We start from the raw sequence: 13,969 nt of genomic DNA on the forward strand, positions 1-13,969 counted from the left end.
TTCGTCGCGGCTGAGCACGAAGCGGAAGGCGTCCTCGCTGTCGCCCTCGCCTGCGCCGGAGCCCTTGGCGCCGCTTTGGTTCGGGCGCTGCAGCCAGTCGCCCTCGACGAACTTCTTGTTGCCGGGCAGCACCATGTCACGCGTGCCGCCCTCGCGCCGGAACCGCGGCTCATCCATGCCGTCCAGCGGGATTGTCACTTCGCCGCCTTCCAGGACATCCTTGATGTCCCGGTCCTGTGACGACTTCTTGACGGCCCCCTGCACCAGCGCCTTGGCGCGCCGCAGGAAGCGCTGGCGGTTCTCCAGGCTCTTGCTACCCGGATTCAACCGCCGATCGACGATATGCATGACCACGTTGCATCTGCCTCACCGGATGCGATCATGACAGTCGCATCGCATTTTATTGGACAGGACGAGACGAAACGGAAAGCCGGTGCCGGCTTTCCGGATCGCGCATTAGCCGGCCTGCTTCACCCGCATGTACCACTCGACGAGCCGGCGGACCTGTCGCTCGGTATAGCCGCGCTCCACCATCCGCTCGACGAACTCGCCGTGCTTCTTCTCGGTCTCGCCGTCCTTCTTGGAGCCGAACGAGATGACCGGAAGCAGATCCTCGACCTGTGAGAATATCCGCTTCTCGATCACGTCGCGAACCTTTTCGTAGGAGGTCCAGCTCGGGTTCTTGCCGCCGTTATGCGCCCGCGAGCGCAACGAGAACTTGACGACCTCGTTGCGGAAGTCCTTCGGGTTGGCGATGCCGGCCGGCTTCTCGATCTTGGTCAGCTCCTGGTTCAGGAGCTCGCGGTTCATCAGCTGACCGGTGTCGGGATCCTTGAAGTCCTGATCCTCGATCCAGGCGTCGGCGTAGTCGACATAGCGGTCGAACAGGTTCTGACCGTAGTCGGCGTAGGATTCCAGATAGGCCTTCTGGATCTCGTTGCCGATGAACTCGGCATAACGCGGCGCAAGGTCGGCCTTGATGAATTCGAGATAGCGCTTCTCGGTCTCATCAGGGAGCTGCTCGCGGCGGATCGCCTGCTCGAGCACATACATCAGATGCACCGCGTCGGCACCGACTTCGGTAGTGTCGTGATTGAAGGTCGAGGCCAGCACCTTGAAGGCAAAGCGGGTTGATGCGCCATCCATGCCCTCGTCGACGCCGGCAGCGTCCTTGTACTCCTGCACGCTGCGCGCCTTGGGATCGGATTCCTTGAGGCTCTCACCGTCATAGACCCGCATCTTGGCAAACAGCGTCGAGTTCTCGTGCTTGCGCAGACGCGACATCACCGAGAAGCGGGCCAGCGTTTCCAGCGTCGCCGGCGCGCACGGCGCGGCGGCGAGCTCAGAGCCCTGGATCAGCTTCTCGTAGATCTTCTGCTCCTCGGTCACCCGCAGGCAGTACGGGACCTTGATGACGCAGATGCGGTCGATGAAGGCCTCGTTGTTCTTGTTGGTCTTGAAGCTCTGCCACTCGGCTTCGTTTGAGTGCGCGAGGATGATGCCGGTGAACGGGATCGCGCCGATATTCTCGGTGCCGATGTAGTTGCCCTCCTGCGTCGCGGTCAGCAGCGGGTGCAGCATCTTGATCGGCGCCTTGAACATCTCGACGAATTCGAGCACGCCCTGGTTGGCGCGGTTGAGGCCGCCGGAATAGCTGTAGGCGTCGGGATCGTTCTGGGCGTAGGTCTCGAGCTTGCGGATGTCGACCTTGCCGACCAGCGAGGAGATGTCCTGGTTGTTCTCGTCACCCGGTTCGGTCTTGGCGACCGCGATCTGGCGCAGCCTCGAGGGCTGGATGCGCGCGACGCGGAATTGCGAGATGTCGCCGCCGAAGGCCTCGAGCCGCTTGTAGGCCCAGGGCGACATCAGCCCGCTCAGCCGGCGGCGCGGAATGCCGTACTTCTCCTCGATCATCGGCCCGAGCTGCTCCGGATCGAACAGCCCGAGCGGGCTCTCGAACACCGGCGAAAGCTCGTCACCCGCCTTCAGCACGTAGATTGGATGAACCTCCATCAGCGCCTTGATGCGCTCGGCGAGCGATGACTTGCCGCCGCCGACCGGCCCGAGCAGATAGAGGATCTGCTTGCGCTCTTCGAGGCCCTGCGCGGCGTGACGGAAGAAGCCGACGAGGCGCTCGATCGTGTCCTCCATGCCGTAGAAGCCGGCGAAGGCTGGATACGACCTGATCGTACGGTTCAAAAAGATACGGCCAAGGCGTGGGTCCTTGGCCGTGTCGATCATCTGGGGCTCACCGATTGCCGCCAATAACCGCTCGGCCGCATTTGCATATCGCATCGGATCACTTCGACACGACTCCAAATACTCGGCCATCGACATGTCGGTCTGGCTTCGCGCTTCAAACGACCTTGCGAAGGCGTTGAACAAAGAATCGTTGTACATGATCCCTCTCTCCACGATATGTATCGCCGCACGACTGACACGAGTCGTAACAAGAGCGTCCTAGGATCGAATCAGCGTCGGCACGCTGGGTCCATTGGACACTCGACCGACTCAGTTCGGCAATGCACGGCGCGTGCAGCCTCTGCCTTATCAACAGGCAGGAAGCTTAATGGTTCATCAATATCCCCTTGTTTTTGGTGGCTGTAACCCCTTCGCCACATCCGTGGTTTACCGGGGCCCAGGCCTCCGAAGCGGACATCCGAGCAGGGCAACTTCCCCGTCCGGCGATGAACGTTGGCTTCCCTGAAAAAGTGTGACCGTTCAGTCGTGGCGTCAAGATGCACGCGACACAGACTCGCATGAACAAACGTTCAGCCGCCGTTGAACGTGCCTCCGTGTCGCCGCGACTAAGGCAACGAGCCCGCGCAGTTCCGCGCGGCACCATTGCCGCGCTTTAAAGATGACACCTTGGAGGCGCTGGCTATTCCCGAGCCGGTCATGAAGCAGGCGCTCCTTGTTGTCGCACTCGCAGCCGCCGCCCATGCCGGCGCGCCGTTAACCGTTCAGGCGCAGGAAGGCGTCGGCAAGGCCGCGGCGGCCGCCTTCGACAACAGGATGTTCGCTGGCCCGCCCGGCGTGAAAGCCTATGCCTGCTTTGTGCGGCGCTACGATGCAAATCATCTGGCGCAGCATCCGAAGCAGAAGGTCAGCGCGATGACGCTTCTGGTGTCAGCGGAAGACGACAAGGCCACCAACTATTCATTCCGGCTCGGCGTCGCGTATCGCCACCGCCCTGGCAATTTCGACTCCAGCGGCTACTGCAATCATGCCATCGCGGCCGAATCCGGCCACGAAATACGCTTCGAATGCGGCGTGGATTGCGAGGGCGGCGGTATCACCGTGGCGTTGTCCAAGGACAATAAATCCGCGATTGCGCGCCTTGGCCGCATCATGGTGTGGAATCGCAACAAGCCCGACGACGATGCGGGCGAAGCGCTGTTCGCCGGCGCCGACGACAAGACCTTTCGCGTCGATCGCCCGGCCTTGAGCGAATACGCCGAACTTGTGACCGACCGCAAGGAACTCGCTGCGCTCCGCCACAAATGACAGGTTTGCCCAAAGGGACAACACTGGATCAACAATAATTGCGCGAGAGACGCCATGCACCGACGCAGCATCCTCTGGGGCACGCTTTCAGCGATCGGCGCCGTCTTGGCGGCGTCCCGGGCCGGCGCCGCCGCCGAAGCACCGCCGCAAAAGCTGAAGGTGGTCTATCACCTCGATGACCTCGACAAGGTCAATTTCGTGATCGGCAACATCCAGAACCATCTCGACGGCGTCGGCGGCCCCGGCAATGTGACGATTGCGCTGGTGGTGCGGCCGGGCGCTGAAGGCGTTTCATTCAGCAGCCGCCAATCCGAGCTGTCAAAACATGTCGCGCGGTTCACCAGGGATGGGATCGAGTTCGCCGCCTGCGGCAACACCATGAAATCGCAGAACATCGGCCTCGCCGACTTGCTCCCCGGCTTCGTCGCCGCCGAGCGCGGCGGGGTGGTCCGCCTCGCCGAGCTGCAATCCCAGGGTTACCTCTACCTGCGCCCCTGACGCGCGGTCCTGCGCCGCAACACGTCATAAAAATGTGCTGAGATGGGGGTCTGCTCGCACCTGCGTCCGAGGGGATCGAACTGTTGTGAGTGGCGTTATCCCTTGGAAATGCTGATATTCCGCCCGGGGCTCCCGCCATGTTGACAATCCCCCTCCGCCCCCGAAAGCTGCCCGGGAACCCAAAAATCGACCCTCGATCGAACGAGAACAGACACCCATGAACCCCGTCAAAGCACTCGAAAATCACCGCCAGGCCGTCTGGCTGGACTTCCTCGCCCGCGGCTTCGTCGCCGACGGCGACCTGAAGCGGCTGATCGAGACCGACGGCGTCAAAGGCGTGACATCCAACCCCTCGATCTTCGAGAAGGCGATCGGCAGCTCGGACGAATATGACGGGGCGATCGGCAAGGCCCTCAAGAACGGCGACCGCTCGGTGGCCGACCTGTTCGAACACCTCGCGGTCGAGGACATCCAGCACGCCGCCGACGTGCTGCGCCCAGTCTACGACCAGAGCCACGGCGGCGACGGCTTCGTCAGCCTCGAGGTGTCGCCCTATCTCGCGATGGACACCAAGGGCACGATCGCGGAAGCCGAACGGCTCTGGAAGGACGTCCACCGCAAGAACCTGATGGTCAAGGTACCGGCGACGCCCGAGGGCCTGCCGGCCATCGAGTACCTGATCGGCGAAGGCATCAGCATCAACATCACGCTGCTGTTCTCGCAGAAGGTCTATCGCCAGGTCGCCGAGGCCTATCTCAAGGGCCTGGAGAAATACGTCGGCAAGGGCGGCGATCCCTCCCATGTCGCGAGCGTCGCGAGCTTCTTCGTCAGCCGCATCGACACCGCCGTCGACAAGCAGCTCGACGAGAAGATCGCCAAGGCCAACGATCCGCAGGAAAAGGAGCGGCTCGCGGCCCTGAAGGGCAAGGTCGCGATCGCCAATGCAAAGCTCGCCTATCAGGACTACAAGCGGCTGTTCGCAGGCAGCCGCTGGGACAAGCTGACGGCCAAGGGCGCCAAGCCGCAGCGGCTGTTGTGGGCGTCGACCGGCACCAAGAACAAGGACTATAGCGACGTGCTCTATGTCGAGGAGCTGATCGGCCCCGACACCGTCAACACCGTGCCGCCGGCAACGCTCGATGCCTTCCGCGACCACGGCAAGGTCCGCGACAGCCTCGAGGAGAATGTCGAGGACGCCCGCCGCGTGCTGGCGGAGCTGGAGAAGTCCGGCATCTCGCTCGATGCGATTACCGAGGAGCTGGTCAAGGACGGCGTCAAGCTGTTCGCCGACGCGGCCGACAAGCTCTACGGCGCGGTCGCCCACAAGCGCGCCACCTCGCTCGGCGGCGGCATCGACCGCCAGAAGCTCGCGCTCGGCGCCACCATCGAGAAGGCGGTCGAGAAGAGCACCGAGGAATGGCGCGCCTCCGCCCGGATCCGAAGGCTCTGGCACAAGGACAAATCGGTCTGGACGGGCGACGACGAGGACAAATGGCTGGGCTGGCTCACCAGCGCGGCCACCGCTGATGTCGCCGACTACGAGGACTTCGCCCAGCGCGTGAAGGGGCAGAACTTCACCGATGCCGTCGTGCTCGGCATGGGCGGTTCGAGCCTCGGGCCGGAGGTCCTGGCCCAGACCTTCCCGCACCGGTCCGGTTTCCCGCGGCTGCACGTGCTCGACTCCACCGATCCGGCGCAGGTGCGCGCGATGGAGGAGTATGTCGACATCGCAAGGACGCTGTTCATCGTCTCCTCCAAATCCGGCGGCACCACCGAGCCGAACGTGATGAAGGACTATTTCTTCGATCGGGTGGCGAACGCGATCGGCAAGGACAAGGCCGGCCACCGCTTCATCGCGGTGACCGATCCGGGCTCGTCGCTGCAGAAGGTCGCGATCAAGCAGGGCTTTGCCCGCATCTTCTACGGTGACCCTGCGATCGGCGGCCGCTATTCGGTGCTGTCGCCGTTCGGTCTGGTGCCGGCGGCCGCTGCCGGCATCGACGTCCGCAGCCTGCTCGGTCATACGCTCGCCATGGTGCGCTCCTGCGGTGCCGACGTGCCGCCGCAGGAGAACCCGGGCGTGCAGCTCGGGCTCGCGATGGGCATCGCCGGGCTCGAAGGCCGCGACAAGGTGACGATCTTCGCCTCGCCGGACGTTGCCGATTTCGGCGCCTGGGCCGAGCAGCTGATCGCGGAATCGACCGGCAAGGACGGCAAGGGCCTGATCCCGATCGAGGGCGAGACGATTGGCGACGCCACGGTCTACGGCAACGACCGGTTCTTCATCGATCTGCGCACCGATAGCGAGAACGACGCCGCGCATGAGGCCAAACTCGCGGCGCTCGAGGCCGCCGGCCATCCCGTGGTTCGGATCGTGATGAAGTCGATCGACCATATCGGCCAGGAGTTCTTCCGCTTCGAGATCGCGACCGCGGTGGCCGGGTCGATCCTCGGCATCAACCCGTTCAACCAGCCCGACGTCGAAGCCGCCAAGATCAAGACCCGCGAACTGACGGCAGCGTTCGAGAAGACCGGGTCGCTGCCGGCCGAGGAGCCGGTGGTGTCGGCGGACGGGGTCGATCTCTACACCGACGCCCAGAACGCCGAAGAGCTGCGCAAGGCCGGTGCGAACGGCGATCTCAACTCCTGGATCAAGGCGCACCTCTCGCGCTCCGGCCGCGGCGACTATGTCGCCCTGCTCGCCTATATCGAGCGCGACGGCGACACCATCGACGCCATGCAGGCGATGCGGCTGAAGGTACGCGACGCAAGACACCTTGCGACCTGTGCCGAGTTCGGTCCGCGCTTCCTGCATTCGACCGGACAGGCCTACAAGGGCGGCCCCGACAGCGGCGTGTTCCTGCAGGTCACGACCGACGATACAGCGGACCTGCCGGTGCCCGGCCAGAAGGCGAGCTTCGGCGTGATCAAGGCGGCGCAGGCGCGCGGCGATTTCGACGTGCTCACCGAGCGCGGCCGGCGGGCGCTGCGCGTCCATCTCAAGGGCGATCTCAGCTCCGGGCTCGCGGCGCTCGATGCCGCGATCTCGGCTGCACTGAACTGACGGAGGCGAGGGATGCAACTCGGCATGATCGGCCTCGGGCGGATGGGCGGCAACATCGTCCGCCGCCTGATGACCCAGGGCCACACCACCGTGGTCTACGACAAGGATCCGAAGGCCGTCGCGGCGCTCGTCGCCGACAAAGCGACCGGGTCCTCGTCGCTGGAGGATTTCGTCCTCAAGCTGGAGGCGCCGCGCACCGCCTGGGTGATGCTGCCGGCCGGCAAGATCACCGAAGCCACCATCGAGGCGCTGTCGAAGCTGATGCAGCCGGGCGACGTCATCATCGATGGCGGCAACACCTTCTGGCAGGACGACGTCCGCCGCGGCAAGGCGCTCAGGGAGCGTGGGCTGCATTACGTCGATGTCGGCACCAGCGGCGGCATCTGGGGCATCGAGCGCGGCTACTGCATGATGATCGGCGGCGACAAGAAAGTGGTCGACCGGCTCGACCCGATCTTCAAGACGCTGGCGCCCGGGATCGGCGACATTCCGCGCACCTCCGGCCGCGAAGGCCGCGATCCGCGCATCGAACAGGGCTACATCCACGCCGGCCCGATCGGCGCCGGGCATTTCGTCAAGATGATCCATAACGGCATCGAATACGGGCTGATGCAGGCCTATGCCGAAGGCTTCGACATCCTGAAGAACGCCAATATCGAGGCGCTGCCGGCCGAGCATCGCTTCGACCTCGACATCGCCGACATCGCGGAAGTCTGGCGGCGCGGCAGCGTGATCCCGTCCTGGCTGCTCGACCTCACCGCGTCAGCGCTGGCGCAGAACCACACGCTCGACAATTATTCCGGCTTTGTCGAGGACTCCGGCGAAGGCCGCTGGACCGTCAATGCCGCGGTCGACGAAGCCGTGCCGGCCGAGGTGCTGACGGCCGCGCTCTACACGCGCTTCCGCTCGCGCAAGGATCACACCTTCGCGGAGAAGATCCTCTCGGCGATGCGCGCAGGTTTCGGCGGCCACAAGGAGCCGCCGAAAAAGGCATAAAAGCTCGAAGAGAACCGCGGAAGGTCACGTGCAGAAGAAACCCGACCCTTGCTCCTTCATCATTTTCGGCGCCACCGGTGATCTGACGCACCGGCTGGTCATCCCGGCGCTCTACAATCTCGCTGCCGGCAATCTGCTGCCGGACAAATTCTGCGTCGTCGGCATCGCCCGCAAGGGCATGTCGAGCGACCAGATGAAGGACAGCCTGATGCAGGGGCTGCGCAAATTCGCGACCCGGCCGCTCGATGAGGCGGTCGTCACGCGGCTGTTCGAATGCGTCACCTCGATCGAGGCCGATCCGGGCGATCCGCCCTCCTTCGATGCCATGAACGAACGGCTCGACAAGCTCGAGACGGCGCGCGGCACCGGAGGCAACCGGCTGTTCTATCTCGCGACCCCGCCGCGAGCGTTCCTGCCGATCAGCCAGCAGCTCGGGCGCACCGGCATGCTGGAGGAGAACGGCGCCTGGCGCCGGCTGATCGTCGAGAAGCCGTTCGGCACCGATCTGGCATCGGCCAAGGCGCTGAATTCAGCGCTGCTGAAGCTGATGGACGAGCACCAGATCTACCGGATCGATCACTATCTCGGCAAGGAAACCGTCCAGAACATCCTGGTGCTGCGTTTCGCCAATGGCATGTTCGAGCCGATCTGGAATCGCAACCACATCGACCACATCCAGATCACCGTGGACGAGAAGCTCGGCGTCGGTCATCGCGGCAGCTTCTACGACGCCACCGGCGCGCTGCGCGACATGGTGCCGAACCATCTGTTCCAGCTGCTGTCGCTGGTGACGATGGAGCCGCCGGCGCGGTTCGACGCCCACGCGGTGCGCTCCGAAAAGGCCGAGGTGCTGAGCGCGATCCAGACCCAGAGCGAACAGGAGGCGCTGCACAATTCGGTGCGCGGCCAGTATCGCGCCGGCCGGATCGGCGATACCGAGATCGAGGACTTTCTCAAGACGCCCGACGTCAGGCCCGACAGCTCGACCGAGACCTATGCCGCGCTGAAGCTGACCATCGACAATTGGCGCTGGGCCGGCGTGCCGTTCTACCTGCGCACCGGCAAGGCGCTGACCACCAAGCGCACCGAGATCGCGATCAAGTTCAAGCAGGCGCCGTTCGCGATGTTCCGCGACACGGCGGTCGATCGGCTGTCGCAGAACTACCTCGTCATCTCCACCGAGCCGACCGAGGGCATCGAGCTGCAATTCAACACCAAGGTACCCGGCCCGACCATCAACATCGACGGCGTCGAGATGAAGTTCCGCTACAAGGACTACTTCAAGGCCGAGCCGTCGACCGGCTACGAGACGCTGATCTATGACTGCATGATCGGCGACAACATCCTGTTTCAGCGCGCCGACAGCGTCGAGGCCGGGTGGCAGGCGGTGCAGCCTTTCATCGACGCCTGGAAGAGCGCCGGCGGCCGCGGCCTGCAACCCTACAAAGCCGGCAGCGAAGGCCCGGAGGCCGCCAACGCGCTGCTGACGCGCGACGGCCGCAGCTGGCGGAAGCTGGGCTGACATGACCGCGAGCCGCGAGCGCCAGATCATCACGGTCGCCGATCCGGCGGCACTGGCGCAGGCGGCCGCCGAGCGGGTGATCGCCCGGATCGCTGAGAACCCTGGCCGGATCGCGGTGTGCCTCACCGGCGGCTCCAGCCCCAAGGCGCTCTATCAGCTGCTGGCGACGCCCGACTATCGCCAGAGGATTCCGTGGGACCGCATCGACTGGTTCATCGGCGACGAGCGCCTGGTGCCGCGCAACGACAAGCTGCACAACATGAGCATGGCGCGCCAGGCCTTCCTCGACCGCTGCGCGCCGGCCGCCAATGTCCATCCGATCGCGACCGACACCGCCGATCTCAGGGATCCCGACGTCAGCGCGGCGCTGTACGAGAATGAGCTGATGGCATTCTACGGCGCCGAACAGCTCGATCCGAAGCGGCCGCTGTTCGACCTGGTGCTGATGGGCATCGGACCCGACGGCCATACCGCCTCGCTGTTTCCCGGTTATCCCGCGGTCGAGGAAACCCGGCGCTGGGTGGTCGGCGTGCCCAAGGCCAATGTCGAGCCGTTCGTGCCGCGCGTCTCGCTGACCCTGCCCGCCCTCGCCTCGTGCCGCGAGATGCTGTTCGAGGTGGCGGGCGAGAACAAGCGCGCGATCTTGACGCGCCTCTTCGCAGGCGAGAACCTGCCGGCAAACCGCGCGCGATCGCTGGGCGAGACCGTCTGGCTGATCGATCAGGCCGCGCTGCCGGAGGACTTTCGTGGGTGACGGACAAAACCCCTGCGCATTGGTCGTGATGGGCGTGTCGGGTTCGGGCAAGAGCACCATCGCTGACCGCCTGGCGATCAGGATCGGCTGGCGCTTCGAGGACGGCGACAGTTTTCATCCGCCAAGCAATGTCGCCAAGATGCATTCCGGCCAGCCGCTCACCGACGAGGATCGCTGGCCCTGGCTGCGCGCGATCGCCGACGAGATAGACCGCACCTGCGGCGTCCGCGAACGCGCCGTCATCGCCTGCTCCGCGCTGAAGCGTGCCTATCGCGACATCCTGGTGCATGGCCGCGACGATATCCGCATCGTCTTCCTCGACGGCTCGCAGGAGCTGATCGCCACGCGGCTCGGCGCGCGCAAGGGCCATTTCATGCCGCCGGGGCTGCTCGCCAGCCAGTTCAAGACGCTGGAGCCACCGACCCCGGAGGAACGCCCGATCACGGTTGCGATCGACCGTCCGGTCGAAACCATTGTCGAAGACATCGTCACTCAACTGAAGCTGGACCGCCCATGACCCGCATCGCCCTTGTCGTATCCGATGTCGACGGTACGCTGCTCACCAAGGACAAGACCTTGACCGACGGCGCTAGGGCGGCGGTGCGCAGGCTGCACGAGGCCGGAATCGGCTTCACCATCGTCTCCAGCCGGCCGACGATCGGGATGGGCTTTCTGGTTGCGCCGCTCGCGATCACGCAGCCGATCGGCGCCTTCAACGGCTCTTCGATCGTCGATCCGCAGCTCAAGCCCCTCGAGCAGCATTTGATCCCGGCCACAGTCGCAAAACGCTGCATCGACATGCTGCGCGAGCGCGACGTCGACATCTGGCTGTTCACCAATGACCGCTGGCTGACGCGGAATCCTGACGGCGAATACACCGCGCACGAGCAGCACACGATCAAGCATGATCCGACTATCGTCGGTGATTTTGCGCCCTATCTCGATCAGGCCTGCAAGATCGTCGGCGCGAGCTCGGATGCGGCCCTGCTGCAACGCTGCGAGGCGGAGATGCAGCAGTTGGTCGGCCGTGATGCCACCGCGGTCCGCTCCCAGACCTACTATCTCGACGTCACCCCGCCGGGCCACGACAAGGGCACCTTCGTCGAGGGCATCGCGAAGCGCCTTGGCGTGCCGCTGGAGCATGTCGCCACGATCGGCGACATGCAGAACGATCTGCCGATGTTTGCCAGAAGCGGCGTCTCCATCGCGATGGGCAATGCCAGCGATGACGTGAAGGCGCGCGCCACCCATGTCACCGAGACCAACGAGCACGACGGTTTCGCGCGCGCGATGGACACGGTGTTGCAGCTTCGCTGAAACATTCGGACGATCGCCCCACCCGTGATCGAGCGCGGGCCGCAGCGTGATCGCCGTTACAGTCCGCTACATCCGATCGCGTCACACTGAACAAGTTTCCTGCAAACCTGGTCCGGCCGGCATATCGTAGCCACTCCTTCCTGAATCTCTCGCCCGAACGTTTAGGGTGAGCCTTCCTATTTCCTGGCTTTCTTTGGGATTATTGGTGTCGCCATTCGGAGCTTCTGCGCGCCTTGGCGCTTTCTCAGATCAGCAAACTCTTGGCGAAGCAGGTCCAAGACGGTTCTGACCTTGGGCAGATCCGCCATGCGCTTGTGGCAGATGATCGTGAGTTCCGCGCGTAGCGAGGTTGGAAGCACGAGCTCCAGCTCTACGAGTTCGCCTGGTCGTTTGAGCCGATGGGAGGTCTTCAGAAGGATCATCGCGCCGACACCGGCTTGGCAGGCCGCGACCTGCACGCTGTAATCGTCAGACGCAAAGGCGGGACGAAAATTCGGAATCCTGGCAGCGAACTCCGGATTGGGGCTCACCATCTCGAGTGCTCCGGCCCATGAGATCCAATCGAGGTCACGCAAATCATATTTCGCAGGCAGTCTCCGTGCGTAGTCCCTGCTCGCGTAGGCGCCGATCGGAACGACAACTTCGTCGACCGTGACGAGATCGGGGTCATCCGAAGGATATCTCCTGAGCGCGATATCTGCTTCGCCGCGCGAGAGGTTCAGCCGTTCAGTGCTGGCGAGAACTTCGAGAGTGATCTGTGGATGTCCTCTCTTGAGCTTTTCCGCCATTGGAGCCAGGAAATCAAAGGCGAACGATGGAGCCGCCGTGATGCGCACGCGGCCGCTCACGGGCGAGTTCTTCGCATCGAGTGCGCGAGTAGCTTCAGTCGCCCATTGCGCCATGCCTTGGGCTGCCGGAAGCAGCCTTGCCCCGGCTTTCGTCAAGGTGATGCCCTGGTTCTTGCGGACGAAAAGCGGCTCGCCGAGCGAGTATTCCATCTCTGCAATCCGCCGACTCAAAGTGGGTTGGCTCGCCTTGAGGCGACGCGCCGCTGCGCTCAGACTCCCGGCGTCGGCTACGGCGAGAAAGATCCGCAAGTCGTCCCATTGAAGGTCCAAATTCGCTCTCCCTGGCTCGTGTCCGGCCATTCATTTCTGTATGGCCATATAGGAATTTAGACAATTGCTATTCTCACTGTCCACGGCAAAAAGCGGCAGCAGAAAGAGGAAGATCATGCTCCGTAAAATAGGACAGTGTTTCATTGGTTCGCTTGCCGTCATCGCGCTTTCCGCGTGCGCACAGACGTCCCATCCATCGACGTCTGCCAGCCTCGGTAAGCCGGTCAGATCATCGGTTATGGAGGCGTTGATAGACAAGCCGGGACCGATCGAGGTCAAGACAATCGCCAGCGCAGATTGGGTCGCCGATCTATCCGGGCTGATCAACCTGAAGGACCCCCAAGCCATTCAAGCGGGCCTCAAAGATCACGAGGAGCCGATCCAGATCTACACACATCTCGTGCGGCATCCGACGCAGGGATTCTATATGGTCGATACCGGCGTTTCGAAGCGGTTTGTCGAGGACCCCAAGAGCTTGGGAGTTGGATGGGTTGTGCGTAACTTCGCCAAGCTCGACAAGATGCAAGTCCGGGAAGACACCTTATCGGCCATCAAATCGGAAGCGGCTCCCCTCAAAGGGGTGCTCATGACCCATCTTCATCTCGATCACATCTCCGGGATGTCAGACATCCCAAAAGATGTGCCGTTTTACACAGGTCCCGGAGAAGCTGCGGAGAAGAAGATCGAGAACTTCTTTGTCGAGGGGATGGAAGATGTCTTCTTTGAAGGCAGACCCGCGATTCAAGAGTTTCAGTTCACTGGGGATCCGGATGGGAAGTTCGAAGGCGTAATCGACGTCTTCGGTGACGGTTCGTTGTTTGCAATCCTGACCCCCGGACATACTGCTGGCCATGTCTCGTATCTTGCTCGCACTCCGTCCGGTCCAGTGCTCCTCACCGGCGACGCTTGCCATACCCGCTGGGGCTGGGAGCACGGTGTCGAACCTGGCAGCTTTACATACGACCGGGAAGAGGAGCGGAAGAGTTTACTTGCGTTGAAGGCCCTGAGTGAACGTCATCCGCAGATGATTGTGAAGTTAGGTCATCAGCCTTGAGTGCTTTACATGTCGTGAGCCACGCCAATGTGCGGCGCTTGCACGATTTCGGAATATTGGAAATGTACCCCTGAGTTGCCCGACGTGTCAAGCGGCCTTGTCGCACGCCGGCAGCCGCCGGCTCCTTTGCATGGGGTTG

12 protein-coding genes are annotated in these 13,969 nt (G+C 63.4%); 9 read left to right on the top strand and 3 right to left on the bottom strand.

The window, feature by feature from the left end; all coding sequences use genetic code 11:
- Both AKL29_RS44400 and AKL29_RS04275 read right to left on the bottom strand, forming a co-directional pair.
- A partial coding sequence (locus tag AKL29_RS44400) for a DUF444 family protein (protein ID WP_244481752.1) occupies window positions 1–348 on the bottom strand: 348 nt, incomplete at its 3' end.
- Window positions 349–456: 108 nt separating this feature from the next.
- The gene (locus tag AKL29_RS04275; protein ID WP_028332676.1) at window positions 457–2,400 is read right to left on the bottom strand and encodes a PrkA family serine protein kinase; all 1,944 of its coding nucleotides are present in this window, start codon (window positions 2,398–2,400) and stop codon (window positions 457–459) included.
- A gap of 498 nt (window positions 2,401–2,898) precedes the next feature.
- On the opposite strand from AKL29_RS04275, the gene AKL29_RS04280 reads away from it, so the two are divergent.
- From AKL29_RS04280 to AKL29_RS04315, 8 genes are all read left to right on the top strand, one after another.
- Entirely contained in the window at window positions 2,899–3,507 is a 609-nt protein-coding gene (locus AKL29_RS04280) for a hypothetical protein (RefSeq protein ID WP_050383277.1), read from the top strand.
- A gap of 54 nt (window positions 3,508–3,561) precedes the next feature.
- The gene (locus tag AKL29_RS04285; protein WP_050383247.1) at window positions 3,562–4,005 is read left to right on the top strand and encodes a DsrE family protein; all 444 of its coding nucleotides are present in this window, start codon (window positions 3,562–3,564) and stop codon (window positions 4,003–4,005) included.
- A gap of 217 nt (window positions 4,006–4,222) precedes the next feature.
- Window positions 4,223–7,069, top strand: coding sequence for a bifunctional transaldolase/phosoglucose isomerase (locus tag AKL29_RS04290; protein WP_050383248.1), 2,847 nt, complete (start codon window positions 4,223–4,225; stop codon window positions 7,067–7,069).
- 12 nt (window positions 7,070–7,081) lie between these two features.
- Window positions 7,082–8,065, top strand: coding sequence for a phosphogluconate dehydrogenase (NAD(+)-dependent, decarboxylating) (gnd, locus tag AKL29_RS04295; RefSeq protein ID WP_050383250.1), 984 nt, complete (start codon window positions 7,082–7,084; stop codon window positions 8,063–8,065).
- A gap of 28 nt (window positions 8,066–8,093) precedes the next feature.
- Window positions 8,094–9,587 (top strand): glucose-6-phosphate dehydrogenase, encoded by a 1,494-nt coding sequence (gene zwf / locus AKL29_RS04300; protein WP_028332681.1) that lies wholly within the window; start codon window positions 8,094–8,096, stop codon window positions 9,585–9,587.
- A gap of 1 nt (window position 9,588) precedes the next feature.
- The gene (gene pgl / locus AKL29_RS04305; RefSeq protein ID WP_050383251.1) at window positions 9,589–10,341 is read left to right on the top strand and encodes a 6-phosphogluconolactonase; all 753 of its coding nucleotides are present in this window, start codon (window positions 9,589–9,591) and stop codon (window positions 10,339–10,341) included.
- A 28-nt stretch (window positions 10,342–10,369) separates the two neighbouring features.
- Window positions 10,370–10,858, top strand: coding sequence for a gluconokinase (locus AKL29_RS04310; RefSeq protein ID WP_050383252.1), 489 nt, complete (start codon window positions 10,370–10,372; stop codon window positions 10,856–10,858).
- Window positions 10,855–11,658 (top strand): Cof-type HAD-IIB family hydrolase, encoded by an 804-nt coding sequence (locus AKL29_RS04315; protein ID WP_050383254.1) that lies wholly within the window; start codon window positions 10,855–10,857, stop codon window positions 11,656–11,658. Before AKL29_RS04310 ends, AKL29_RS04315 begins: the two co-directional genes overlap by 4 nt.
- A 176-nt stretch (window positions 11,659–11,834) precedes the next feature.
- Here AKL29_RS04315 and AKL29_RS04320 read toward each other — a convergent pair whose 3' ends face one another.
- Window positions 11,835–12,806: a LysR family transcriptional regulator gene (locus AKL29_RS04320; protein ID WP_050383255.1), complete on the bottom strand. Its 972-nt coding sequence runs from the start codon at window positions 12,804–12,806 to the stop codon at window positions 11,835–11,837.
- An 85-nt stretch (window positions 12,807–12,891) separates the two neighbouring features.
- On the opposite strand from AKL29_RS04320, the gene AKL29_RS04325 reads away from it, so the two are divergent.
- Window positions 12,892–13,830, top strand: a complete 939-nt coding sequence (locus AKL29_RS04325) for an MBL fold metallo-hydrolase (protein ID WP_050383278.1) — start codon at window positions 12,892–12,894, stop codon at window positions 13,828–13,830.
- The last annotated feature ends 139 nt before the right edge of the window (window positions 13,831–13,969 follow it).

It is taken from the genome of Bradyrhizobium pachyrhizi (assembly GCF_001189245.1).
In the GTDB taxonomy this organism is placed as follows: Bacteria; Pseudomonadota; Alphaproteobacteria; order Rhizobiales; family Xanthobacteraceae; genus Bradyrhizobium; species Bradyrhizobium pachyrhizi.